At 49.8% G+C, this 23,167-nt stretch carries 25 protein-coding genes; 14 read left to right on the top strand and 11 right to left on the bottom strand.

Features of this window, described 5'->3' with window-relative positions:
* Nucleotides 1–944: 944 nt before the first annotated feature.
* Nucleotides 945–1,874, bottom strand: coding sequence for a transcriptional regulator HilD (gene hilD, locus ACH0VJ_RS09240; protein WP_000432700.1), 930 nt, complete (start codon nt 1,872–1,874; stop codon nt 945–947).
* A gap of 315 nt (nt 1,875–2,189) precedes the next feature.
* Here hilD and prgH point away from each other — a divergent pair, with 315 nt between their 5' ends.
* The 10 genes from prgH (at nt 2,190) to avrA (ending at nt 9,812) form a co-directional block, all read left to right on the top strand.
* Entirely contained in the window at nt 2,190–3,368 is a 1,179-nt protein-coding gene (gene prgH, locus ACH0VJ_RS09235; RefSeq protein WP_000450196.1) for a type III secretion system inner membrane ring protein PrgH, read from the top strand.
* Nucleotides 3,369–3,392: 24 nt separating this feature from the next.
* Nucleotides 3,393–3,635, top strand: coding sequence for a type III secretion system needle filament protein PrgI (gene prgI, locus ACH0VJ_RS09230; RefSeq protein WP_000235228.1), 243 nt, complete (start codon nt 3,393–3,395; stop codon nt 3,633–3,635).
* A gap of 18 nt (nt 3,636–3,653) precedes the next feature.
* Complete coding sequence (gene prgJ, locus ACH0VJ_RS09225; RefSeq protein ID WP_000020431.1) at nt 3,654–3,959, top strand: type III secretion system inner rod protein PrgJ; 306 nt, start codon at nt 3,654–3,656, stop codon at nt 3,957–3,959.
* The gene (gene prgK / locus ACH0VJ_RS09220; protein ID WP_000621238.1) at nt 3,956–4,714 is read left to right on the top strand and encodes a type III secretion system inner membrane ring lipoprotein PrgK; all 759 of its coding nucleotides are present in this window, start codon (nt 3,956–3,958) and stop codon (nt 4,712–4,714) included. The genes prgJ and prgK overlap by 4 nt, the downstream gene beginning before the upstream one ends.
* Nucleotides 4,686–5,285, top strand: coding sequence for an oxygen-regulated invasion protein OrgA (orgA, locus tag ACH0VJ_RS09215; RefSeq protein ID WP_001574876.1), 600 nt, complete (start codon nt 4,686–4,688; stop codon nt 5,283–5,285). The genes prgK and orgA overlap by 29 nt, the downstream gene beginning before the upstream one ends.
* On the top strand, nt 5,242–5,922 hold the full coding sequence (gene orgB / locus ACH0VJ_RS09210; RefSeq protein ID WP_000916654.1) for a type III secretion system linker protein OrgB: 681 nt from the start codon (nt 5,242–5,244) through the stop codon (nt 5,920–5,922). The genes orgA and orgB overlap by 44 nt, the downstream gene beginning before the upstream one ends.
* A complete protein-coding gene (locus tag ACH0VJ_RS09205) occupies nt 5,919–6,371 on the top strand; it encodes a type III secretion system effector protein OrgC (protein WP_000612179.1) in 453 nt (150 codons plus the stop codon). The genes orgB and ACH0VJ_RS09205 overlap by 4 nt, the downstream gene beginning before the upstream one ends.
* Nucleotides 6,372–6,715: 344 nt before the next feature.
* On the top strand, nt 6,716–7,603 hold the full coding sequence (hilC, locus tag ACH0VJ_RS09200) for an invasion transcriptional regulator HilC (protein ID WP_000243998.1): 888 nt from the start codon (nt 6,716–6,718) through the stop codon (nt 7,601–7,603).
* Between the two features lie 384 nt (nt 7,604–7,987).
* Nucleotides 7,988–8,743 carry a transcriptional regulator SprB gene (gene sprB, locus ACH0VJ_RS09195; RefSeq protein ID WP_001246659.1) on the top strand — a complete coding sequence of 252 codons (756 nt, stop codon included), beginning with the start codon at nt 7,988–7,990 and terminating at the stop codon, nt 8,741–8,743.
* Nucleotides 8,744–8,903: 160 nt separating this feature from the next.
* Nucleotides 8,904–9,812 (top strand): type III secretion system YopJ family effector AvrA, encoded by a 909-nt coding sequence (gene avrA, locus ACH0VJ_RS09190; RefSeq protein ID WP_077907574.1) that lies wholly within the window; start codon nt 8,904–8,906, stop codon nt 9,810–9,812.
* Between the two features lie 97 nt (nt 9,813–9,909).
* Here avrA and sitD read toward each other — a convergent pair whose 3' ends face one another.
* The 4 genes from sitD to sitA are packed head-to-tail and all read right to left on the bottom strand — an operon-like array spanning nt 9,910 to nt 13,341.
* Nucleotides 9,910–10,758, bottom strand: a complete 849-nt coding sequence (sitD, locus tag ACH0VJ_RS09185; RefSeq protein ID WP_000480209.1) for an iron/manganese ABC transporter permease subunit SitD — start codon at nt 10,756–10,758, stop codon at nt 9,910–9,912.
* Complete coding sequence (sitC, locus tag ACH0VJ_RS09180) at nt 10,749–11,609, bottom strand: iron/manganese ABC transporter permease subunit SitC (protein WP_001104336.1); 861 nt, start codon at nt 11,607–11,609, stop codon at nt 10,749–10,751. Before sitC ends, sitD begins: the two co-directional genes overlap by 10 nt.
* Complete coding sequence (sitB, locus tag ACH0VJ_RS09175; RefSeq protein WP_000083158.1) at nt 11,606–12,427, bottom strand: iron/manganese ABC transporter ATP-binding protein SitB; 822 nt, start codon at nt 12,425–12,427, stop codon at nt 11,606–11,608. Before sitB ends, sitC begins: the two co-directional genes overlap by 4 nt.
* Entirely contained in the window at nt 12,424–13,341 is a 918-nt protein-coding gene (gene sitA, locus ACH0VJ_RS09170; RefSeq protein ID WP_000182930.1) for an iron/manganese ABC transporter substrate-binding protein SitA, read from the bottom strand. The genes sitB and sitA overlap by 4 nt, the downstream gene beginning before the upstream one ends.
* A gap of 181 nt (nt 13,342–13,522) precedes the next feature.
* On the opposite strand from sitA, the gene ACH0VJ_RS09165 reads away from it, so the two are divergent.
* On the top strand, nt 13,523–13,867 hold the full coding sequence (locus ACH0VJ_RS09165; RefSeq protein WP_001117938.1) for a nitrous oxide-stimulated promoter family protein: 345 nt from the start codon (nt 13,523–13,525) through the stop codon (nt 13,865–13,867).
* A gap of 61 nt (nt 13,868–13,928) precedes the next feature.
* On the opposite strand, the gene flhA is transcribed toward ACH0VJ_RS09165, so the two are convergent.
* The 6 genes from flhA to hypA form a co-directional block, all read right to left on the bottom strand.
* Nucleotides 13,929–16,007, bottom strand: a complete 2,079-nt coding sequence (gene flhA / locus ACH0VJ_RS09160; RefSeq protein ID WP_000122692.1) for a formate hydrogenlyase transcriptional activator FlhA — start codon at nt 16,005–16,007, stop codon at nt 13,929–13,931.
* Nucleotides 16,008–16,225: 218 nt separating this feature from the next.
* The gene (gene hypE / locus ACH0VJ_RS09155; protein WP_001059959.1) at nt 16,226–17,236 is read right to left on the bottom strand and encodes a hydrogenase expression/formation protein HypE; all 1,011 of its coding nucleotides are present in this window, start codon (nt 17,234–17,236) and stop codon (nt 16,226–16,228) included.
* On the bottom strand, nt 17,233–18,354 hold the full coding sequence (gene hypD, locus ACH0VJ_RS09150) for a hydrogenase formation protein HypD (RefSeq protein WP_001212962.1): 1,122 nt from the start codon (nt 18,352–18,354) through the stop codon (nt 17,233–17,235). Before hypD ends, hypE begins: the two co-directional genes overlap by 4 nt.
* Nucleotides 18,354–18,626, bottom strand: a complete 273-nt coding sequence (gene hypC, locus ACH0VJ_RS09145) for a hydrogenase 3 maturation protein HypC (protein ID WP_000334871.1) — start codon at nt 18,624–18,626, stop codon at nt 18,354–18,356. Before hypC ends, hypD begins: the two co-directional genes overlap by 1 nt.
* Nucleotides 18,617–19,489, bottom strand: coding sequence for a hydrogenase nickel incorporation protein HypB (gene hypB / locus ACH0VJ_RS09140; protein ID WP_000337636.1), 873 nt, complete (start codon nt 19,487–19,489; stop codon nt 18,617–18,619). The genes hypC and hypB overlap by 10 nt, the downstream gene beginning before the upstream one ends.
* A 68-nt stretch (nt 19,490–19,557) precedes the next feature.
* Nucleotides 19,558–19,914: a hydrogenase maturation nickel metallochaperone HypA gene (hypA, locus tag ACH0VJ_RS09135; RefSeq protein WP_000544461.1), complete on the bottom strand. Its 357-nt coding sequence runs from the start codon at nt 19,912–19,914 to the stop codon at nt 19,558–19,560.
* Nucleotides 19,915–20,123: 209 nt separating this feature from the next.
* Between hypA and hycA the strand changes: the two genes are divergently transcribed.
* The 3 genes from hycA (at nt 20,124) to hycC (ending at nt 23,165) form a co-directional block, all read left to right on the top strand.
* Nucleotides 20,124–20,585 carry a formate hydrogenlyase regulator HycA gene (hycA, locus tag ACH0VJ_RS09130; RefSeq protein ID WP_000158075.1) on the top strand — a complete coding sequence of 154 codons (462 nt, stop codon included), beginning with the start codon at nt 20,124–20,126 and terminating at the stop codon, nt 20,583–20,585.
* 145 nt (nt 20,586–20,730) lie between these two features.
* A complete protein-coding gene (gene hycB, locus ACH0VJ_RS09125; RefSeq protein ID WP_001079164.1) occupies nt 20,731–21,339 on the top strand; it encodes a formate hydrogenlyase subunit HycB in 609 nt (202 codons plus the stop codon).
* Nucleotides 21,339–23,165, top strand: a complete 1,827-nt coding sequence (gene hycC, locus ACH0VJ_RS09120) for a formate hydrogenlyase subunit 3 (protein WP_000097050.1) — start codon at nt 21,339–21,341, stop codon at nt 23,163–23,165. Before hycB ends, hycC begins: the two co-directional genes overlap by 1 nt.
* The last annotated feature ends 2 nt before the right edge of the window (nt 23,166–23,167 follow it).

The raw sequence follows: 23,167 nt of genomic DNA, 5'->3' as shown, positions 1-23,167 counted from the left end.
CTCGGGTTTATATGTTTTTAACATTTGATTATTTAGCTTATGCCTGTGCTTTAAATAACTGACATGTTGGTAATAATATTGTTATAACTAACTGTGATTATCGAATGGACGCTGCCGTATATCCTGGTGCAGAGAGAGTCAGCGCCGGGCATCTAAATATTTACATATTTAACTTGGCCTCATTGCAATAGAGATTAGTTTTGTAGCTATCTTACTGCATTTTTTTTGGGTGTAAATGCTGCTTATTATATCTTCATGGTTAATGGTCTGATAATTACACCATCAGAACCATTTTTCTCGAAGATTTCCACTAAATGACCATTCGTTGAAAGTTTAAGAGTGTAATTTGTCTTAGGTTCCAAAATATAAATGAAAGACTGTTTATAATGGTGCGCTTATTTTTATATTTTTTTGCAAAATAATGATATCGTCTTTTCTTTACTCCCTTCAGCTATAGCGTCAAAAAGGCAGGGGGTTTATGAGCAGTATCATCCTCAGGCTGGCCCCAGGCATTATATCGATATCAGGAGGAAGAGAGGAGGTATGCCTGGCAGAAAGCTAACAAGCGTGACTGTTTCGGTATAGACCGTTCAGGCAAATAGTTCTCAGAGGGAACGGATGATGTATAAATATGAATAAAATGCCGGCCTTAATCCACAGGGTTAAAGCCGGAAGGAGATAGTGTCATCTGGACGAATTCTTACGCTGTGAATAAGGCAATATCGTTTTACCAGTCATCATAGCGATGACAAGTTCACAAAAATCGTGTTATATAATCAGCCTTACTTTAAATTACCAGAGATATCAGTATAAGCTGTCTTCCGGACAGAACAATGATATTGAATAGACTCCCATCCTGATAGAGCGTGTTAATGCGCAGTCTGAATTTTAAATTATTACAATTTTAATAAAAATCTTTACTTGAGTGGCAGATACAAAAAATGTTAATGGTTCGCCATTTTTATGAATGTCGATGGCGTAGTTTTAAAATATTTTTTGAAACATTGAATGAAGTAGGACGTGCTATCATAACCACATTTTAATGCTACAGCATTAACATTATGGTTGCCTATGCGTAAAAGTTTTGCTGCCTGATTCATTCTTGCCGATAAGTAGATGTCGCTAAAGCTGGTACCTTCTTCTGCAAGTTTCCGTTTGAGCGTTGACGTACTCATAAATATATGATCGGCAACATCCGTAAGCTTCCACTGTCTACTGGGTGACGAAGATATAATGTTGTAAACGCGCTCCTTTAACGTTATCTGAGCCGAGCTAAGGATGATCTCATAACTCTCCGGGAGTCGGAGAAAAGCAGTAAGCAGGAACAGCAGAAAATAAGGAATTAACTCTTCATTTTCAATACAACTCTTGTTGTTACAGTTACTGCAACCTTTGCTTGTATCCTTCGTACAGGAGAACGCCGTTTTCAGATGTTCAAATACCTCTCTTCTGGCAGGAAAGTCAGGCGTATAGATGATTTTCTGCGCTTTCTCTGTGGGTACCGCCATTTTGGTTTGCTGCTCGTTTGGGATAAGTGCATAGAGAGCGCCAAGTCGTTGCGTCGGTATCTCGAGTATATCGAAATCCATGTGGCCATTGACCTCTTCAAGCGTCACGTTAACTACCTGCTCTTTTTTGAGCACCAACATCCCAGGTTCGTCACAGTAAATCGTATCGTGATTATTGCTAATCGTCAGTTTACCGCTCCGAAAGCAAACTAAAGTGAAACTGCTTACATAAAGATTTTTGATGGTAACCTGCTGAGTCTGACTTTTAATTTGCTGCCGGGTATTTGTCAAAAGTGATTTTAATTTCTGTAAGTTATCTGCGGCAGGACGCTGATGACTATTACTTACAAAGGTTACATTTTCCATATTATCCCTTTGTTGATGTTATTTTAATGTTCCTTACTGGTATCCTACTGAAAAAATCTGAGTTGTAAATGCTCTTTATTAGCGTGTGTTGGCAATGGTCTGATTGTTACACCAAAAGAACCCAAATTTGGGTAATTTATCTACAGTAGTTTAAGCCCCAATGGGGATGATGGTTCTTTTAATATGTGTTGAGACGCATTATACAGAATAAATTGATTTTATTTCTCACTTTTCATTCTATTTTCATCAGGAATCCCTGTGTCCTGTGCGGTAATCTGCTGCTATCGAGAACGACAGACATCGCTAACAGTATATATGGAAACATCAAAAGAGAAGACGATAACAAGCCCAGGGCCATACATAGTTCGATTACTTAACAGCTCACTGAACGGCTGTGAGTTTCCATTGCTGACAGGCCGAACACTCTTTGTGGTAGGTCAGAGTGATGCGCTCACTGCTTCAGGTCAACTCCCTGATATACCTGCCGATAGCTTTTTTATCCCGCTGGACCATGGCGGAGTAAATTTTGAAATCCAGGTGGATACGGATGCGACCGAAATTATACTCCATGAGCTGAAAGAAGGAAATTCTGAATCTCGTTCGGTGCAATTAAATACGCCAATACAGGTCGGTGAATTGCTTATCCTGATTCGCCCGGAAAGCGAGCCGTGGGTGCCCGAGCAGCCTGAGAAGTTAGAAACGTCTGCAAAAAAGAACGAGCCGCGTTTTAAAAACGGAATTGTAGCCGCACTGGCCGGGTTTTTTATATTGGGAATTGGGACTGTGGGGACGTTATGGATACTTAACTCGCCGCAGCGGCAGGCCGCAGAGCTCGATTCGTTATTGGGGCAGGAGAAGGAGCGTTTTCAGGTGTTGCCAGGACGGGACAAAATGCTCTATGTCGCTGCGCAAAATGAAAGAGATACGCTGTGGGCTCGTCAGGTTTTAGCGAGGGGCGATTATGATAAAAATGCGCGAGTGATTAACGAAAACGAAGAAAATAAGCGTATCTCTACCTGGCTGGATACCTATTATCCGCAGCTTGCTTATTATCGGCTTCATTTCGATGAGCCGCGTAAACCCGTTTTCTGGCTAAGCCGCCAGCGAAACACGATGAGCAAGAAAGAGCTCGAGGTGTTAAGTCAAAAGCTGAGAGCGCTAATGCCTTACGCGGATTCGGTTAACATCACGTTGATGGACGATGTTACCGCAGCAGGCCAGGCGGAAGCGGGGCTAAAACAGCAGGCGTTACCTTATTCCCGCAGGAATCATAAGGGGGGCGTAACGTTTGTTATTCAGGGGGCGCTCGATGATGTAGAAATACTCAGAGCCCGTCAATTTGTCGATAGCTATTACCGCACATGGGGAGGACGCTATGTGCAGTTTGCGATCGAATTAAAAGATGACTGGCTCAAGGGGCGCTCATTTCAGTACGGGGCGGAAGGTTATATCAAAATGAGCCCAGGCCATTGGTATTTCCCAAGCCCACTTTAATTTAACGCAAATAAGGAAGTCATTATGGCAACACCTTGGTCAGGCTATCTGGATGACGTCTCAGCAAAATTTGATACGGGCGTTGATAATCTACAAACGCAGGTAACAGAGGCGCTGGATAAATTAGCAGCAAAACCCTCCGATCCGGCGCTACTGGCGGCGTATCAGAGTAAGCTCTCGGAATATAACTTGTACCGTAACGCGCAATCGAACACGGTAAAAGTCTTTAAGGATATTGATGCTGCCATTATTCAGAACTTCCGTTAATCAGTTATAAGGTGGATTATGTCGATTGCAACTATTGTCCCTGAGAATGCCGTTATAGGGCAGGCGGTCAATATCAGGTCTATGGAAACGGACATTGTCTCGCTGGATGACCGGCTACTCCAGGCTTTTTCTGGTTCGGCGATTGCCACGGCTGTGGATAAACAGACGATTACCAACAGGATTGAGGACCCTAATCTGGTGACGGATCCTAAAGAGCTGGCTATTTCGCAAGAGATGATTTCAGATTATAACCTGTATGTTTCTATGGTCAGTACCCTTACTCGTAAAGGAGTCGGGGCTGTTGAAACGCTATTACGCTCATGATTCGTCGATATCTATATACTTTTCTGCTGGTAATGACCCTTGCCGGCTGTAAAGATAAGGATCTTTTAAAAGGACTGGACCAGGAACAGGCTAATGAGGTCATTGCCGTTCTGCAAATGCACAATATAGAGGCGAATAAAATTGATAGCGGAAAATTGGGCTATAGCATTACCGTTGCTGAGCCTGATTTTACCGCTGCGGTGTACTGGATTAAAACTTATCAGCTTCCTCCCCGGCCACGGGTGGAAATAGCGCAGATGTTCCCGGCGGATTCGCTGGTATCGTCTCCGCGAGCTGAAAAGGCCAGGTTATATTCGGCTATTGAACAGCGACTGGAACAGTCATTACAGACGATGGAGGGCGTGCTCTCCGCCAGGGTCCATATTAGTTATGATATTGATGCTGGTGAAAATGGCCGCCCGCCAAAACCTGTTCATCTGTCGGCATTAGCCGTATATGAACGAGGTTCGCCGCTTGCGCATCAGATCAGCGATATCAAGCGTTTCTTAAAGAATAGTTTTGCCGATGTGGATTATGACAACATTTCTGTTGTGTTGTCAGAACGTTCTGATGCCCAATTACAGGCTCCCGGCACACCAGTAAAACGTAATTCTTTTGCAACCAGTTGGATTGTGTTGATTATTTTGTTATCCGTGATGTCAGCAGGCTTTGGCGTCTGGTATTACAAAAACCATTATGCCCGCAATAAGAAAGGCATAACGGCTGATGATAAGGCGAAATCGTCAAATGAATAGGCAGCCATTACCCATTATCTGGCAAAGAATCATTTTTGATCCGTTATCGTATATCCATCCTCAGCGGTTGCAGATAGCGCCGGAAATGATTGTCAGACCCGCCGCCAGGGCGGCGGCAAATGAGTTAATACTGGCGGCATGGCGGCTTAAGAACGGAGAAAAGGAGTGTATTCAAAACTCACTGACGCAGCTGTGGCTGCGTCAGTGGCGCCGACTGCCGCAAGTAGCGTATTTACTCGGTTGCCATAAACTGAGAGCCGATCTGGCAAGGCAGGGAGCCTTGCTTGGCCTGCCGGATTGGGCGCAAGCATTTTTGGCAATGCATCAGGGAACAAGTTTATCTGTCTGCAATAAGGCGCCGAATCACCGGTTTTTACTTAGCGTCGGGTATGCACAGTTAAATGCCCTAAATGAATTTTTACCTGAATCTTTAGCACAGCGTTTTCCTTTGCTTTTTCCTCCATTTATTGAGGAGGCATTGAAGCAGGATGCTGTAGAAATGTCAATTTTGCTACTGGCCTTACAATATGCTCAAAAATATCCCAATACCGTCCCCGCTTTCGCCTGTTGAGGGGATACTGATAAAGCGTAAAACGCTGGAACGTTATTTCTCTATTGAAAGATTAGAACAGCAGGCGCATCAACGGGCTAAGCGTATTTTGCGAGAGGCGGAAGAAGAGGCAAAGACCTTGCGGATGTACGCCTATCAGGAAGGTTACGAGCAGGGAATGATAGACGCGTTACAGCAGGTCGCCGCTTATCTTACTGATAATCAGACAATGGCCTGGAAGTGGATGGAAAAAATACAGATTTATGCCCGCGAGTTATTTTCAGCTGCGGTCGACCATCCCGAAACGCTTTTAACCGTCCTGGATGAGTGGCTAAGGGATTTCGATAAGCCTGAGGGGCAACTTTTTTTAACACTGCCAGTTAATGCGAAAAAAGATCACCAAAAACTGATGGTGTTGCTTATGGAGAACTGGCCAGGCACTTTTAATCTTAAATATCATCAGGAACAGCGCTTTATCATGAGTTGCGGCGATCAGATCGCAGAATTTTCACCTGAACAATTTGTTGAAACGGCAGTAGGCGTCATTAAGCATCATCTTGATGAACTTCCACAAGACTGCCGGACAATTTCTGATAACGCCATTAACGCACTTATTGATGAATGGAAGACAAAAACGCAAGCGGAGGTTATAAGGTGATACCGGGTACGATTCCGACTTCTTATTTGGTCCCGACAGCAGATACTGAAGCGACGGGTGTGGTTTCGTTGAGTGCCAGGGCCGCTATGCTGAATAATGTGGATAGCGCGCCTTTAAGCAATGGCGGCGACGTTGATCTTTATGATGCATTCTACCAACGACTTTTGGCGCTTCCTGAGTCAGCCTCTTCTGAAACGCTTAAAGATAGCATTTATCAAGAGATGAATGCCTTCAAAGATCCTAACAGTGGTGATTCGGCTTTTGTTTCTTTTGAGCAGCAAACGGCTATGCTACAAAACATGTTAGCAAAAGTTGAACCGGGCACCCATTTATATGAGGCTTTAAACGGGGTATTAGTTGGTACAATGAACGCACAGTCACAAATGACCTCCTGGATGCAGGAGATTATTTTATCGGGCGGGGAAAACAAAGAGGCAATTGACTGGTGAACCCCCATTGCTGGCGATTTGTGATAAGGTATGGTGTATATATCAGCAAATAATGCAGAAAATGCACCATGCCAGTGTGTCTATCTTATTGATGTATATGGATTATTAAGATGTCTGCCAGCCGTTTTATTCTGAAATGATTATATTAATATTGTAAGCTTTCATTACAAAATTGTGCATAAAGTTTGTAAGGGTATCTTTTTGTGACGAAATGAACGCGCGTTGGAATGTAATTATTGGCTATAATAATAAAAAAATCGGATTTAAATCATCTCTGTGAGTTTTAATTATTTGTTTATAAGAATATAACGATTTTGAGTTCCTTATAGCACACAGGATAAAATATGGTATTGCCTTCAATGAATAAATCAGTTGAGGCCATTAGCAATAATCACCTTCAACAGCCGAACAAATTTCCATTAATAAATGGATTAGCTGACGTAAGAGACTATTATGTCGCAAACTGCTTATTGTTTAAACTTAATAAAGGCAGTTTGCGAATTGAAAACGAATTTGGGGAGTTCATCGAACAATCTGCGCCGTGTTTATTTTTATTGGAAAAAGATCAAACAATCACGCTTAGTATGAGCGAAATAGAAGGGCATATTGATTTTTCTTCACTGGAAGTTTCCTATGACTTAATGCAAAAATTCTACAAAGTTTTTTACAGTACAAGAAACTATAATGATCGAGAGCTATCATTAAAAACGAAACCAAAGTATTTTTTTCATGCGGACTTGTTGCCAGGGATGAGTGATACTTTTGACTCTATTTTGCATGGTGTGGCATGTCCACGGGTTTGTAGTAATGTGAGTATTGATGATCATGATTATTCATATTTCTCATTGATGTATCTTATATCGGCATTTGTACGTAAGCCCGGTGGGTTTGATTTCCTTGAGCGAGCAATAAAAATTACGACAAAAGAGAAAGTTTATAACATTATTATCAGCGATCTCACCCGCAAATGGTCACAGGCTGAGGTGGCAGGAAAGCTGTTTATGAGCGTATCAAGTCTGAAGCGAAAACTGGCCGCTGAAGAGGTGAGTTTTAGCAAAATATACCTGGATGCTCGTATGAATCAGGCTATAAAATTATTACGTATGGGGGCTGGAAATATTTCACAAGTCGCGACGATGTGTGGCTATGATACGCCTTCTTATTTTATCGCTATTTTTAAACGGCATTTTAAGATTACACCGCTTAGCTTTATGCGTACAATGAACCATTGATTTGTGAAATTATTTTAAACGTTACTATCTGTTTGCGTTACAGATACCAAATATTTTTTTAATCGTAGTGTATATTTCAGTATCGCTACACCAGTGATATGTAGTTAATGAAAGGGAATCGAAAGCGTTCATTGTCAGACATACATGGCCACCAGGCGCCGGGCAATCGTTGTACTCTAAGAGATTACAGTAAAGTAAAACAGCAAATTTAATCATTATCAGATTTGTAAAAGGAATTCATTTCGGTAACGACATTGCGCATGTAATAACGTATCTGGTCTTATTACCTTTGTAGTAAGAAGGCGTTATCTACTTGCGCAGTAGTCGCCCAGGAAGAAAAATCATTACCGAAGCTGTGGTCAGTTTTCAAAAAAGGATAAATAAATGAGAAATGTAATTATATACGGTATTAACTGGACTAATTGTTATGCCCTTCAGTCTATTTTTAAGCAAAAATATCCGGAAAAGTGCGTTAAAACGTGTAACTCATTAACCGCACTTTTGCATTCTCTATCCGATATGCCGGACGCCGGGCTGATTTTAGCTTTGAACCCGCATGAGCATGTTTATCTTTTTCATGCGTTGCTGACGCGGTTGCAGAACCGTAAAGTTTTGGTAGTGGCAGATCGCTTGTATTATATCGATCGCTGTGTGCTGCAATATTTTGGCGTTATGGATTATGTTTTAAAAGACGAACTATCCTGCGCTATCCGCTCGGAGCGAGAGAAGCTCCGTCTTCCGGAAGCCTGGCTGCGTTTCTGCCACAGGCCACAAAAGAAAACCGTGGCTGCTACGTATGCTTTTAATGCCGGCGAGACGCCGGAAGAGGTATTGTTTAATATCAATCAATACGCCTGGTGGAATCTACCTCCCGGTGTCACGCAGGCGAAATATGCGCTGCTGATATTATTATCCTCCGGACATCCGGCAATTGAACTGGCGAAAAAATTTGGTCTGGGAACAAAAACCGTCAGTATTTATCGTAAGAAGGTTATGTATCGTTTGGGGATGGACTCTTCACCGCTATCGCTGTTCCGGGGACTGAAACTAGACGCGCATTTACAGCGCACTGCTTTTGCACATAACCCTGCTGTACCTGACGATAATTGCGCGTTACCGATTGCGGTAGGAATGAATTAAAATATTTTTTATCATTTATGACCATGTGTTGAGCTTTTATTATAAAAAAGATTTTTTGAGTAGTAATTCTTATATATAATCATCCGGAGGTGGCTGGTAGCCTGGCTCAATCATTGAGGCATGTTTTTGCAGGCAATATATTGAATCTGAAAAGTTAAAGATGATATTTTCGGTGCAGGAGCTATCATGTGGAGGGAAAAGTATGCTAAGTCCTACGGCTCGTAATATGGGGGCGAGTTTATCGCCTCAGCCTGACGTCAGCGGGGAGCTAAACACCGAAGCATTGACCTGTATTGTTGAGCGTCTGGAAAGTGAAATTATAGATGGCAGCTGGATTCATATCAGTTACGAGGAAACCGATCTCGAAATGATGCCTTTTCTTGTTGCACAGGCCAATAAGAAGTATCCAGAGTTAAATCTTAAATTTGTTATGTCAGTCCATGAGCTTGTTTCCTCTATAAAGGAGACCAGAATGGAAGGCGTTGAATCTGCCCGATTTCTCGTAAATATGGGAAGTTCAGGTATCCATATTTCAGTCGTCGATTTTAGAGTTATGGACGGAAAGACATCGGTGATTTTGTTCGAACCAGCAGCGTGTAGCGCTTTTGGACCTGCTTTACTGGCGTTGAGGACCAAAGCAGCTCTTGAACGTGAACAATTGCCTGATTGTTATTTTGCTATGGTCGAGCTGGACATTCAACGAAGCTCTTCTGAATGCGGTATTTTTAGCCTGGCGCTCGCCAAAAAACTTCAGCTTGAATTTATGAACTTAGTAAAAATTCATGAAGATAATATTTGTGAACGTCTGTGTGGTGAAGAACCTTTTCTCCCGTCCGATAAAGCAGACCGTTATCTGCCGGTGAGTTTTTACAAACATACTCAAGGCGTACAACGATTAAATGAATATGTGGAGGCCAATCCGGCGGCGGGAAGCAGTATAGTAAACAAAAAGAATGAAACGCTTTATGAGCGATTCGATAACAATGCCGTTATGCTAAACGATAAAAAACTCTCTATATCCGCTCATAAAAAAAGGATAGCTGAATATAAGTCTTTACTTAAATCGTAATGAAATTATAAGGTTGCCTGCCAGAGGAAATCCTTCCAGCGCCATAAGACTACTCTATATTATGACCGTATGTTTCCTGAATAGCAGGCAAAAAGTGTTAACCTTGCGCCTCTGGTACGATTTCATTACGCCTGTCGCGCCATGTTGCGTAAATAAATACCGCAATAAACACGATGGCAAATAATACCACGATGGTCGGCGCTGGCGCGCTATCAAGATAAAAAGACAGATAGACGCCCGCAAAAGCGGTAATAACTGACAGACTCACCGCTAATCCCAGCGCGCGCGCAAAGCGTCGCGTCAGCAAAATGGCAATTGCGCCGGGGGCGATAAGCAATGAAATCGACAGAATAATACCCACCGATTTCAGCGTGGCGACGATAGTCAGCGCAATCATACATAGCAGGCCATAATGCAGTAGCGTGGTATTCAGCCCGCTGGCTTTCGCCTGGTGCGGGTCAAAAGCGTGTAGCAGGAGATCTTTCCATTTCAGCCCAATGATTAACGCAATACCCAGTGCAATAACTGACGTTTGTACAATATCCCCCAGCGATACGCCCAGCATATCCCCAAACAGGATGTGATCCAGATGCACTTCCGATTGAATAGAAACATAGAGCACCAGACCTGCGCCAAACATCCCGGAAAAGACGATGCCCATCACCGTATCACGTTTGATGCGGCTGTTATCGTCCAGATAGCCGGTGGCGATAGCGCAAAATAATCCGGCAATGAAAGCGCCAATTGCCAGGGGGATCCCCACAATATATGCCAGCACGACCCCGGGGAATACCGCATGACTCATTGCGTCGCCCATTAACGCCCAGCCTTTTAACACTAAAAACACGGACAGCAAGGCGCAGGGAATCGCCACAATGACCGAAACCATAAGGGCGTTCACCATAAAATCAAACTGAAAGGGTTCCAGTAACGTTGTTAAGAACATGTCGGCTCCTTCTGCAGGCGGGCGCGTCGACGGTTGGCTAACAGACCGTGTTTCGGGGCGAAAATAAAGGCCGTGATGAACAGTAAGGTTTGCATGACGACAATAATTCCGCCAGTGGCGCCATCCAGCCAGTAGCTAAGCCATGCGCCCAGAAAACTGGTCAGGCTGCCAATCACGACGGCAATCATGAGCAGACGTGGAAAACGGTCGGTGAGTAACCAGGCCGTCGCGCCCGGCGTGACGACGAGACAGATCACCAGGAACGCCCCAACGGTTTGCAGGGCCGCCACGGTAGAGACGGACAATAGAGTGAAAAACAACAATTTTAGTCGACCCGGATTAAGCCCGATAGAACGCGCATGGGTCTCATCGAAAAAGACGACCATCAGATCTTTCCACTTTAACAGCAGAATCGTCAGCGAGACTGCGCCGATAATCGCCAGTTGCGCAATATCCGCTGGCGCGATCGCCAGCACGTTGCCGAGAATAATCGTCTGGATATTCACCGACATCGGATTGAGCGACACCATAAAAAGGCCGACGCCAAAAAAAGAGGAGAAGATAAGCCCGATAATCGCGTCTTCTTTCAGGCGTGAGCGTTGGTTAAGAAAGAGCATACTGCCTGCCGCCAGTCCGCCGGAAAGAAACGCGCCGAGCGAGAAGGGCAGCCCTAACATCCAGGCGCCAGCGACGCCAGGCACAATAGAGTGAGATAGCGCATCGCCAATGAGCGACCAGCCTTTGAGCATCAAATAGCAGGAGAGAAACGCGCACAGACCGCCCACCATCGCGGAGACCCACATCGCGTTGAGCATATACTGGTAGCCAAATGGCTCAACAAGCCAGTTCATGACGATTTTCCTCCGCTGGCCACGCGCCGGGAAATAAAGGGGCGCTCGTCATCGGTGATGATGTGCTCTTCACCTCCGCTTAACGCGATATGACGTAGAACGCCGCTAAACGCCTGTTCCAGATTCGCGGCGGTAAACGTGGTTTCGGTAGGGCCGCTGGCCAGTACGGTTCCTTTAATCATTACCGTATAGTCGCAAAACTCGGTGACGGAGCCGAGATTATGCGTTGAGACCAGCATCGTGCGGCCTTCATCGCGCAGTTCCCGCAGTAGATCGATGATTCGCGCTTCGGTTTTTACATCCACGCCGGTAAAAGGTTCATCCAGCAGGATTACCTGTCCATCCTGAGCGATGGCCCTGGCAAGAAACACACGTTTTTTCTGCCCGCCGGACAGCTCGCCAATCTGCCTGTGACGATACTCCTGCATATCTACCCGCGCCAGCGCGGCGTCAACACAGGCGTGATCATACGCAGTGGGACGGCGTAGCCAGCCCATATGGCCGTAGCGTCCCATCATCACCACATCTTCTACCAGCACCGGAAATGACCAGTCCACTTCTTCCGATTGCGGAACATAAGCAATGAGGTTTTTTTTCAGCGCCTTGTTGACTGACTGTTGCAGGATAGTGATATCGCCCTGCGCAAGATGCACAAAGCCCATTAACGCTTTAAATAACGTAGACTTACCGGAACCATTTACGCCTACCAGCGCGGCGATTGAACCGCCAGGCACCTGAAAAGTGGCGTCCCGTAGGGCGGTATGACCGTTGCGATACGTCACCGTGACCTGATCAACGGTAATCGCAGATTGACTCATTGTTGACTCCTCAGTCCGTCGTTAATGCCGTTGACGATGGTTTCGGTCGTGACGCGCAGCAGATCCAGATAGGTTGGCACAGGGCCGTCAGCGGCGCTCAGAGAATCGACATACAGCACGCCGCCATAATGCGCGCCGGATTCACGCGCGACCTGACGGGCCGGTTTATCGGAAACCGTACTCTCGCTAAAGATTGCGGGAATATGGTGCTTTTTAATGGTATCAATCACTTTACGCACCTGTTTTGGCGTCCCCTGTTGATCGGCGTTAATTGGCCAGAGATAAAGCTCTTTCATGTCGTTATCGCGCGCCAGGTAAGAGAACGCGCCTTCACTGGTGACCAGCCAGCGCTGATCGGCGGGAATTTTTTCCAGCTCGGCACGCAACGGATCGGCCATCTGGCGAATTTTCGCTTTATAGCGTTCGGCATTTTGCTTATAGATCTGCGCATTATCCGGATCGTACTTCACCAGGGCGTCGCGAATGTTATCGACATAAATCAGCGCGTTTTCTGCCGACATCCAGGCGTGCGGGTTCGGTTTACCGTTATACGGGCCTTCGGTAATGCCCATCGGTTTGACGCCGGTGGAGACGACGACTTCCGGTACGCCGGAAAGGTGCTGATAAAAGCGGGCGAACCATCGCTCCAGGTTCAGACCATTCGCGAGGATAAGCTGTGCCCCCTGCGCTCGTTTAATATCGCCGGGCGTTGGCTGATACTCATGGATTTCAGCGCCGGGCTTGGTAATCGAGCTGACTTCCGCTGCGTCGCCCGCCACGTTTTTCGCCATGTCGGCAATAACGGTAAACGTGGTGATGACTTTAAATTTTTCTTTTGCATAGGCTGGCGATAGCGCGAGTATCGCGACAATACCGGCAATCAGGAGTGTTTTCAGACGATGTAGATTCGTCATAGTATCCCTCGCAACAATGTGGTTAATTAATCATCGAATATAGCCTTTGCTATGTTATATAGCACAAGGCATGAATAAATGAAAATAATTCTTATTTGCGAAATGACGACGATATGCAGTGATAGTGCTAAAGAGGGATAAGGTGTAAAATAAATGCACCTTAATGTTCGGAGAGAGCACGATGCCTGGTAAACGTATCGCTCGTGAAAAACTGACGATCAAAAAAATGATCGCGCTGTATGAAAGCCAGTGCCCACAGGCGTCAGCGGTGCAGGGGCATTACGACGCGCTGTTCGCCTACGCGCAAAAACGTCTTGATAAATGCGTATTTGGCGAGGAAAAACCTGCCTGTAAGCAGTGCCCGGTGCACTGCTATCAGCCGGCTAAACGCGAGGAGATGAAGCAGATTATGCGTTGGGCAGGTCCGCGAATGCTTTGGCGGCATCCTGTCCTGACCGTGCGGCACCTTATCGACGATAAGCGCCCCGTTCCGGAATTGCCGGAAAAATATCAGCGCAAGAAGTGAAGGGGAAGCGCCAGGCCTACGGCGCGCATCATCTCCAGGCCGGATCAGATCCGGCAACCCGTTACGCTAACGCGTCTTTATCAATACCCAATCGCTTCATACGCGACAGCAGGGTGGTTCGTTTAAGCCCCAGACGCTGCGCCGCGCCTTTTGGTCCAGCCACTACGCCATTGGTCTCTTTCAGCACGCGTATAATAAGCTGATATTCATCTTCGCCTTCTTTGGCGCTTTCAGTCGCAACAGGCGAGGTATCGGGCGTTACGGCGGTAATATCCGGCAGCGACAGTTGTAGCACATTGCCGCGCGTCAGCAGCACGGCGCGCTCGACGACATTCTCCAGCTCGCGAACGTTCCCCGGCCATTCCATGCTGCTAAGCGTGCGCAGCGTTTCGGCGGGAATGCTGTCGATATTACGCCCCATTCGGCGGGCGATTTTGAAAGTGAACGCTTTGACCAGTAGTGGAATATCTTCCGGACGTTCGCGCAACGGAGGAAGCTGGATCGGAAAAACATTTAGCCGATAGTAGAGATCGTTACGGAATTCGCGATCGGCGACCATTTTTTTCAGATCGCGGTTAGTCGCGGCGATCAGCCGCACGTCGGTCTGGATCAGTTTATTGCTGCCGAGACGTTCAAACTCTTGCTCCTGAAGGACGCGCAGCAGCTTAGGCTGTAGCTCCAGCGGCATGTCGCCCACTTCATCCAGAAACAGCGAGCTTTTATCCGCCAGCTCGAAACGGCCAATCCGCTGCGCGCTGGCGCCGGTAAACGCGCCGCGCTCATGACCAAACAAATCGCTTTCCAGCAGCCCCGCCGGCATCGCGGCGCAGTTCATCTTTACCATCCTGCGCCCGCTACGTCCGCTCAGGTTGTGAATGGCGCGGGCAATCAACTCTTTACCGGTTCCCGTTTCGCCCAGAATCAGCACGGTACTGTCGCTCTGCGCCACCATCTCAACCTGCTTTAGCACGTTGTACATCGCTTCGCTGCGCCCGATGATCTCGCCAAACTCGCTGTCGACGTTATTAAGCTGCTCCGTGAGCGCCAGGTTTTCGTCGACCAGGCGTTCCTTCAGTCGGTGGATTTCCTGATAGGCCAGCGCATTATCCACGGCAATGGCTACTCGTTCGGCAATCTGACGCAGCAGCTTGAGGTTGGCGGTGGTAAACACTTTTTCTTCGCACTGGGCCAGTTTGAGCACGCCAAGCATCGTCTTGCCGGACATCAACGGCAGCAGGCAAAGCGTCTGGATCTGATTGCCCCAGGTATCGAACAGCATGCGTTCGTAGGGAGCAAGCGGATCGCGTTCGTTGAGGTTGATAAGCAGCATCTCTTTACTTTTAAAGACGCGCTCCGTGAGCGTGCCGGCTTCGTCGACTTCGCTCTGTTCGTGCGCCGGATGATGCTCATCAAGGTAGTGGGTGGAGTAGATATTCAGCTTATTTTTGCGATGGCTGCGCAACACGATGCTGATCGCGTCGATATTGAAATAGTGGTGGATCTCTTTTGCGACTTCGCTTACCAGCTCATCAATATCCAGACGCGACAGGACGGCGTTGGTGATCGCAACCAGAATACGGAAGTTATCGCGTTCGCGGCACAACAGATCATAATCGACATTATTGTTTACTCGGTTTTGAATTTGCTCGGCGACCACGCCGACAATTTGGGTAAACGTATGCAGACGGTCATATTCCTTTTCACTCCAGGGGCGATCTTCCTGACGGATGAATTCGCAGCCGCCGAAAATACGGCCCTCCGCGGCTAAAGGAAGCAGACAGTAATGACCAAATTCAGGGTAGAGGCCGCTCGCGGCAAGCTGCGGCCAGGTTTCGGTAAACTCATGGAAATTACAGTGCAATGCATCGGGGCGAGAAAGGATGCGACGTACCGGGCCGTGCGCCAGTACGGTTTCATCTTCATATTCAACAGGACGGCCATTTTCTCGCGTCGCATAATATTGTGCGCGTTGCGACTGCGCCTGCCATAGCACAATGCCGGCGCTGTCGGCGAGCGCTGAACGCTTTACCAGTTGCGAAAGCGCTTCACTGAGCGACGCCAAATCGGGCTGCTGCAATAAGGTACGAGTGATATCGAACAAGCCTTGCTGTCCAAGATCGCTCATGGGTGTATACGACATGTTGCTTTTCCAGGAAAATACCGCAAAACGGTGCGAAAACGGTAAATGAATTATAGGTATAAGTCGTAAGTTATTGCCGGATGGCTGACCGCAAACTCGCTGGTCACACACTCCGTAGGCCTGATAAGCAAAGCGCCATCAGGCGTTCATGCAGCGTTAATGCCGGATGTCGACGCAAATGCGTCTTATCCGGCCTACAGTATGCTGCCAACAGGCTGCTAGCATATACGAGGTAATGGTTCGGCGTGTGGCAAATCAAGGGTTCGCTTCACGCCATAGAGTCCGGCTAAGCGAACGCCTTTGCGTTCCACGACTTCGCCAATCAGCGCTGCATCACGTCCCAGCGGATGCGCGCGTAATGCCGCCAACGCCCGATCTGCGGCCTGCCGTTCAACGGCAATCACCAGTTTTCCTTCGTTGGCAAAGTTCAGGGCATCCAGCCCCAACAGCTCGCAGACGCCGCGCACGGCAGGTTTGAGCGGCAGTGCGGATTCGGACAATTCAATACCGTAACCGCAGGACGCCGCAAACTCATGGGCGACCGCATTCACGCCGCCGCGCGTGGCGTCACGCAATGCCTTCACTCCGTCAATATGACGCAGCGTCTGAATAAGCGGCGTTAATACTGCGCAGTCGCTCGCCAGCTCGCCATCCAGTCCCAGTTGCTCACGCAGGTTGAGAATAGTGGCACCGTGATCGCCAAGCGTACCGCTGACTAACAGCACATCGCCAACGCTCAGCGTTTGCGCGCCCCAGTGAATATCGGCGGGAATCGCCCCCATGCCGGCAGTGTTGATAAACAATTTATCCGCCGCGCCGCGCTGCACAACTTTGGTGTCGCCGGTTACAATGGCGATACCCGCTTCCCGCGCGGTCGCCGCCATGCTATTGACCACGCTTTTTAACGTCTCCATCGGCAGCCCTTCTTCAAGGATAAAGCCGCAGGAGAGATAGCGGGGGATCGCGCCGCTCACCGCAACGTCGTTCGCCGTACCGCAAATCGCCAGTTTGCCGATATTGCCGCCGGGGAAAAAGAGCGGATCGATCACATAGCTATCGGTAGAAAACGCCAGACGGTCGCCCTCCGCCGTCAGCTGCGCCAGCTCCAGACGCGCCTGATCTTCTTGTTCCGCCAGCCACGGGTTGGCAAAGGCCTCCATAAACAGGCTATTAATCAACTGTTGCATAGCCTGGCCGCCGCTGCCGTGGGCGAGTTGTATATTGTTCAAACTTCACACTCCTGCTGACGATACTGATACCAGGCGGCGCATGCGCCTTCGGAAGAGACCATCAGCGCGCCGAACGCGGTCTCTGGATTACATGTTTTACCAAATAGCGGGCACTGATGCGGCTTGCATCTGCCGGTCAGCACTTCGCCGCAGCGGGCGCGCGGATCGTCATAGACCTGCTGCGGCGCTGGGCGGAAATGCGCTTCGGCGTCAAAGCGCTGATACTCCGGCGTCAGGTGGACGCCGGAGGATTCAATCACGCCCAGACCGCGCCACTCGCTATCGCCATTAACGCAGAACACATCGGCAATGGCCTGCTGCGCCAGCATGTTTCCGGCATCCGGCACCACGCGACGGTATTGATTTTCAACCTGGCTTAGGGCCGCTATTTTCTGCTCAACCAGCATGACCACGCCTTGCAGTAGATCAAGCGGTTCGAATCCAGCCACCACCAGCGGGCGATTAAAATCGGCGGCGATAAACTGGTACGCCTCGGTGCCGATGACCATGCTGACGTGGCCTGGCGCAAGAAAGGCGTCAATGCCGTTGTCCGGCTGTTCCAGTAGGCTACGCAGCGTCGGGATCAGCGTAATGTGCTGGCAAAAAAAGTAGAAGTTTCGCACGTCACGCTGTTTTGCCTGCTGCAGCGTGATGGCGGTGGTCGGCATGGTGGTTTCAAAGCCCAGCCCGAAAAATACCACTTTGCGGGTCGGGTTATCCTGCGCCAGCTTCAGCGCGTCCATCGGAGAATAAACAATACGCACATCCGCGCCGCGCGCTTTAGCCTGCAACAGAGAACCCTGTTTCCCCGGCACGCGCATGGCATCGCCAAAGGTGCAGAAAATCACCTCCGGATGGCTGGCGATTTCCACGCAACTGTCGATGCGTCCCATTGGCAGCACGCAGACCGGACAACCGGGGCCGTGAATAAACTCCACGTTTTCGGGCAGTAACTGATCGAGACCAAATTTAAAAATCGCGTGGGTATGACCCCCGCAGACTTCCATAATGCGCAGCGGTCGTTCGGCAGTGTAAGGAAGAAGGGCGGCGCGTTCACGCAGGTGTTCAATGAGCTGCATTACCTGTTCCGGCGCACGGTACTCGTCAACAAAACGCATTATCTCTCCTCACCATACAGCAGTGCGCCGACGTCCGGCTCAACATCAAACATATTTTGTAGCGCGTCGAGCGTGTCGCGCGCTTCCGCTTCGTTAATGACGCTCATGGCGAATCCGACATGGACCAGCACCCACTGACCCAGACGCGGCTGACCGTTTTCATCACAACTGCCGACTAATGTGAGATCGACGTCGCGCTGAATGCCGCAGACGTCAACTTTTGCCTGATTGCCGTCAATGGCGCGGATTTGACCCGGAACGCCTATGCACATCGCTGCGCCTCCAGCCAGGCCAGCCACTGATCCATGCCTTCGCCGCTGGTGGCGGAAATCAGGATAATTTCAATCTCCGGGTTCACTTCACGCGCGCTGGCGATGCACTTCTCAACGTCAAAATTGAGGTAGGGCAGCAGATCGACTTTATTGAGCAGCATGAGCGACGCAGCGGCAAACATATGGGGATACTTCAGCGGCTTATCTTCACCTTCGGTCACGGAAAGCACTGCGACTTTATGCTTTTCGCCCAGATCGAAGCTGGCCGGGCAGACGAGATTACCGACGTTTTCGATAAACAGAATACCGTGGTCATCCAGCGGCAGGCGCGGCGCGGCGTCGGCGATCATTTGCGCGTCAAGATGGCAGCCTTTACCGGTGTTGACCTGAATGGCGGGCGTGCCGGTAGCGCGGATGCGGGCGGCGTCGTTCACTGTCTGCTGGTCGCCTTCAATCACCGCGCACGGTACACGGTCTTTCAATTTCATTAGCGTTTCAGTCAGCAGGGTGGTTTTACCGGACCCGGGGCTGGACACCAGGTTGAGCACCAGTTGCTGGCGGGCGGCGAAACGGGCGCGGTTGCGCTCAGCCAGACGATTATTTTTGTCCAGCACGTCGATTTCAACCTCCAGCATCCGCCGCTGACTCATACCAGGCGCGTGGGTTCCGGCTTCGCCGTGGCCGTAATGCAGATCGCCTTCTGCGGTCTGACTTGGGGCAAAGTCAGGCGTTTTAATGCCGGTAATATTCAGCGCCGGGCGGGCCGCTGGGGCAAAGGGCGCGCTACGAAACGCTGAGTGCGGATTATGTTCATCGCCTTCTATATAAAGGTTGCCTTCAGCGCAACCGCAAGTCGTACACATCGCTTACTCCTGATCTTTTTCTTGTTACAGGCTTTCTGCCGGATGGCGACGCGAGCGTCTATCCGGCATTAATCTTCAGTTTCATCAATCTCTATGCGCCGAATTTGTAAGCCGTCATCGGCCACAATTCGCAGCGTATCGCTATGACATTGCGGACAACGACGTACACGGTGGGTTAACAACGTGACATATTGTTGACAATGCTCACACCAGCATTCGGCTTCCTGTTCTTCGAGGTGCAGTTTACAACCTTCTGCTATCGTGCCGCGGCATACCAGATCAAAACAAAAGGAAAGAGCGCTGGTTTCCACGCAAGAAAATGCGCCAATTTTGATCCAGACGGCTGTCACACGTTTTGCACCGTATGCTGAAGCCTGTTGTTCAATCAATTCCAGTGCCCGTTGGCAGAGGGTGATTTCATGCATATCGCCTCCCGTAGTAGTTGCCCCTGTAAAGCAATATTTATGCCAATATTTTTATCCCCTGGCAGGTTAATGTCGACGATGACGAAATGACATGTCGTCACCGCGTCGAAACGGCAGTAACTGTGCGCGTCTTCCATTAAAAACAATAAGTTAAAAATTGGCATGGAAAATGCTTAACGCAGGCATCTCTGTTAAACGGGTAACCTGACATGACTATTTGGGAAATAAGCGAAAAGGCCGATTACATCGCGCAACGGCATCGTCGCCTACAGGACCAGTGGCATATTTACTGCAACTCGCTGGTTCAGGGGATCACCCTCTCGAAAGCGCGCCTGCATCACGCAATGAGCTGCGCGCCGGAAAGGGATCTTTGCTTTGTCCTGTTTGAGCACTTTCGTATTTACGTCGCGTTGGCGGATGGTTTTAACAGCCACACCATTGAGTACTACGTTGAAACCAAAGATGGCGAAGATAAGCAATTGATTGCACAGGCGCAGCTCGATATCGACGGCAAGGTTGATGAACGGGTTAACAACCGCGATCGCGAGCAGGTGCTGGAGCACTATCTGGAAAAAATCGCCAGCGTTTACGACAGCCTCTATACCGCTGTAGAAACCAACTCGCCGGTTAATTTGCGTCAATTGGTAAAGGGAAACAGCCCGGCGGTATAAGCCTGAGGTGTTGCCCGCTTTGATTCGCGATGTGGCGTTGCGCCACGTCATGAATGTTTTGGGGATGGGCGTGTCGATAAGTGTCGAAAATGACATTTCAACGGCATGTTTTCGTCAAAAATGACAATCACCTGAGGAATGCCTGGTGAATCGTTTTGTAATTGCTGACTCCACTCTCTGTATCGGCTGCCACACCTGTGAGGCCGCCTGTTCAGAGACGCATCGCCAGCATGGCCTGCAGTCAATGCCGCGCCTGAAAGTGATGCTGAATGAAAAAGAATCTGCGCCGCAGCTTTGTCACCACTGTGAAGATGCGCCATGCGCCACGGTATGCCCGGTTAACGCGATTAATCGCGTTGACGGCGCTGTCCAGCTTAATGAAAGCCTGTGCGTGAGCTGCAAACTGTGTGGTATTGCCTGTCCGTTTGGCGCTATTGAGTTTTCCGGCAGCCGTCCGCTGCATATTCCGGCGAACGCCAATACGCCGAAAGCGCCGCCCGCGCCGCCAGCGCCTGCGCGCGTCAGTACGTTGCTCGACTGGGTGCCGGGCGTACGCGCTATCGCGGTGAAATGCGACCTGTGCAGCTTTGACGAGCAAGGCCCGGCCTGTGTGCGGATGTGCCCGACTAAAGCGCTACACCTGGTGGAGAACACGGATATCGCCCGCGCCAGCAAACGTAAACGTGAGCTGACGTTTAATACCGATTTTGGCGATCTCACCTTGTTTCAGCAGGCTCAGAGTGGGGATGCATAATGAGTTCACTTTCACTGATTACTAGCGGCGTCGCGTGGTTTGCCGCCGCCGCCGTTCTGGCGTTTCTGTTTTCGTTTCATAAAGCGCTGAGCGGCTGGATTGCCGGTATCGGCGGCGCGGTCGGCAGCCTGTGTACGGCTGGCGCGGGGTTCACCGCACTGACCAGCGCAGTTACGGTGAGCGGCGTGATGCCGTTTACCGGTCACATGCTGCAAATAACGCCGCTGAATGCTATCTGGCTGATTACGCTGGGGCTGTGCGGTCTGTTCGTCAGCCTGTTCAATATCGACTGGCATCGCCATCCACAGGTAAAAGCCAACGGACTATTGATCAACCTGCTGATGGCGGCAGCCGTCTGCGCCGTGGTCGCCAGTAATCTGGGGACGATGGTGGTGATGGCGGAAATCATGGCGCTCTGCGCCGTGTTCCTTACCGGCAGTAGCAAAGAGGGCAAACTGTGGTTTGCGCTGGGCCGTCTCGGTACGCTGCTGCTGGCAATCGCCTGCTGGCTGGTGTGGCAGCGCTACGGCACGCTGGATCTGGGGCTGCTGGATCAACGCGCTCAGCAACTGCCGCTGGGCTCCGATATCTGGCTGCTCGGCGTTATCGGTTTTGGTCTGCTGGCCGGGATTATCCCGCTACACGGTTGGGTGCCGCAGGCGCACGCCAACGCCAGCGCTCCCGCCGCCGCGCTGTTCTCGACCGTGGTGATGAAAATCGGGCTGCTGGGCATTCTCACGCTATCTCTGCTTGGCGGCAATGCGCCGCTGTGGTGGGGCGTGGCGCTGTTGGTGCTTGGGATGATCACCGCCTTTGTCGGTGGTTTGTACGCGCTGATGGAGCATAACATTCAGCGCCTGCTGGCCTATCACACGCTGGAAAATATCGGCATCATTTTGCTCGGTCTGGGCGCAGGCGTTACCGGGATTGCTCTCAATCAGCCGGTACTGATCGCGCTGGGTCTGACCGGCGGGCTCTATCACCTGCTGAACCATAGCCTGTTCAAAAGCGTGCTGTTTCTGGGCGCGGGCAGCATCTGGTTCCGTACCGGTCATCGCGATATCGAAAAACTGGGCGGTATTGGTAAACGGATGCCGGTTATTTCTATCGCCATGCTGGTCGGTCTGATGGCGATGGCTGCGTTGCCGCCGCTGAACGGCTTTGCCGGCGAGTGGGTGATTTACCAGTCCTTCTTCAAACTGGGCAACAGCGGCGCGTTTGTTGGTCGTCTGTTAGGACCGCTGCTGGCGGTTGGCCTGGCGATTACCGGCGCGCTGGCGGTGATGTGTATGGCGAAAGTTTACGGCGTGACGTTCCTTGGCGCGCCGCGCACGAAGGAAGCTGAAAACGCCAGCTGCGCGCCGATCCTGATGGGCGTCAGCGTGGTTGCGCTGGCTATCTGCTGCGTGATTGGTGGGGTTGCCGCGCCGTGGCTGCTGCCGATGATTTCCACTGCGGTACCGTTGCCGCTGGAAACCGCGCACACCACCGTATCGCAGCCGATGATCACGCTGCTGTTGGTCGCCTGTCCGCTACTGCCGTTCATCATTATGGCGATATTCAAAGGCAACCGTCTGCCGTCGCGTTCTCGCGGCGCGGCCTGGGTGTGCGGCTACGACCATGAGCAGTCGATGGTGATTACCGCGCACGGTTTCGCCATGCCGGTGAAAGAGGCCTTTGCCCCGGTACTTAAACTGCGTAAATGGCTTAACCCGGTATCGCTGGTGCCGGGCTGGCAGAACGCGGCGGCCGCGGTGCTGTTCCGTCGTCTGGCGCTGATTGAGCTGGCGGTGCTGGTGGTGATTGTGGTTTCACGAGGAGCCTGAAA

It is taken from the genome of Salmonella sp. 2020_1459 (genome assembly GCF_043847915.1).
GTDB classification, from domain to species: domain Bacteria; phylum Pseudomonadota; class Gammaproteobacteria; order Enterobacterales; family Enterobacteriaceae; genus Salmonella; species Salmonella enterica.
Note: the sequence above shows the minus strand (reverse complement) of the source record. Positions and strands in the feature narration are given on the sequence as shown.

Coding starts and splice junctions, on each gene's coding strand:
- hypC (WP_000334871.1), bottom strand. CDS start 18,626: ATGTGCATAGGCGTTCCGGGTCAAATCCGCGCCATTGACGGCAATCAG.
- prgK (WP_000621238.1), top strand. CDS start 3,956: ATGATTCGTCGATATCTATATACTTTTCTGCTGGTAATGACCCTTGCC.
- hilD (WP_000432700.1), bottom strand. CDS start 1,874: ATGGAAAATGTAACCTTTGTAAGTAATAGTCATCAGCGTCCTGCCGCA.
- orgB (WP_000916654.1), top strand. CDS start 5,242: ATGCTCAAAAATATCCCAATACCGTCCCCGCTTTCGCCTGTTGAGGGG.
- sitD (WP_000480209.1), bottom strand. CDS start 10,758: ATGTTCTTAACAACGTTACTGGAACCCTTTCAGTTTGATTTTATGGTG.
- sitB (WP_000083158.1), bottom strand. CDS start 12,427: ATGAGTCAATCTGCGATTACCGTTGATCAGGTCACGGTGACGTATCGC.
- hypA (WP_000544461.1), bottom strand. CDS start 19,914: ATGCATGAAATCACCCTCTGCCAACGGGCACTGGAATTGATTGAACAA.
- orgA (WP_001574876.1), top strand. CDS start 4,686: ATGATAAGGCGAAATCGTCAAATGAATAGGCAGCCATTACCCATTATC.
- prgI (WP_000235228.1), top strand. CDS start 3,393: ATGGCAACACCTTGGTCAGGCTATCTGGATGACGTCTCAGCAAAATTT.
- sitC (WP_001104336.1), bottom strand. CDS start 11,609: ATGAACTGGCTTGTTGAGCCATTTGGCTACCAGTATATGCTCAACGCG.
- sitA (WP_000182930.1), bottom strand. CDS start 13,341: ATGACGAATCTACATCGTCTGAAAACACTCCTGATTGCCGGTATTGTC.
- flhA (WP_000122692.1), bottom strand. CDS start 16,007: ATGTCGTATACACCCATGAGCGATCTTGGACAGCAAGGCTTGTTCGAT.
- hilC (WP_000243998.1), top strand. CDS start 6,716: ATGGTATTGCCTTCAATGAATAAATCAGTTGAGGCCATTAGCAATAAT.
- hycC (WP_000097050.1), top strand. CDS start 21,339: ATGAGTTCACTTTCACTGATTACTAGCGGCGTCGCGTGGTTTGCCGCC.
- prgJ (WP_000020431.1), top strand. CDS start 3,654: ATGTCGATTGCAACTATTGTCCCTGAGAATGCCGTTATAGGGCAGGCG.
- sprB (WP_001246659.1), top strand. CDS start 7,988: ATGAGAAATGTAATTATATACGGTATTAACTGGACTAATTGTTATGCC.
- hypD (WP_001212962.1), bottom strand. CDS start 18,354: ATGCGTTTTGTTGACGAGTACCGTGCGCCGGAACAGGTAATGCAGCTC.
- avrA (WP_077907574.1), top strand. CDS start 8,904: ATGATATTTTCGGTGCAGGAGCTATCATGTGGAGGGAAAAGTATGCTA.
- hypB (WP_000337636.1), bottom strand. CDS start 19,489: ATGTGTACGACTTGCGGTTGCGCTGAAGGCAACCTTTATATAGAAGGC.
- prgH (WP_000450196.1), top strand. CDS start 2,190: ATGGAAACATCAAAAGAGAAGACGATAACAAGCCCAGGGCCATACATA.
- hycA (WP_000158075.1), top strand. CDS start 20,124: ATGACTATTTGGGAAATAAGCGAAAAGGCCGATTACATCGCGCAACGG.
- ACH0VJ_RS09165 (WP_001117938.1), top strand. CDS start 13,523: ATGCCTGGTAAACGTATCGCTCGTGAAAAACTGACGATCAAAAAAATG.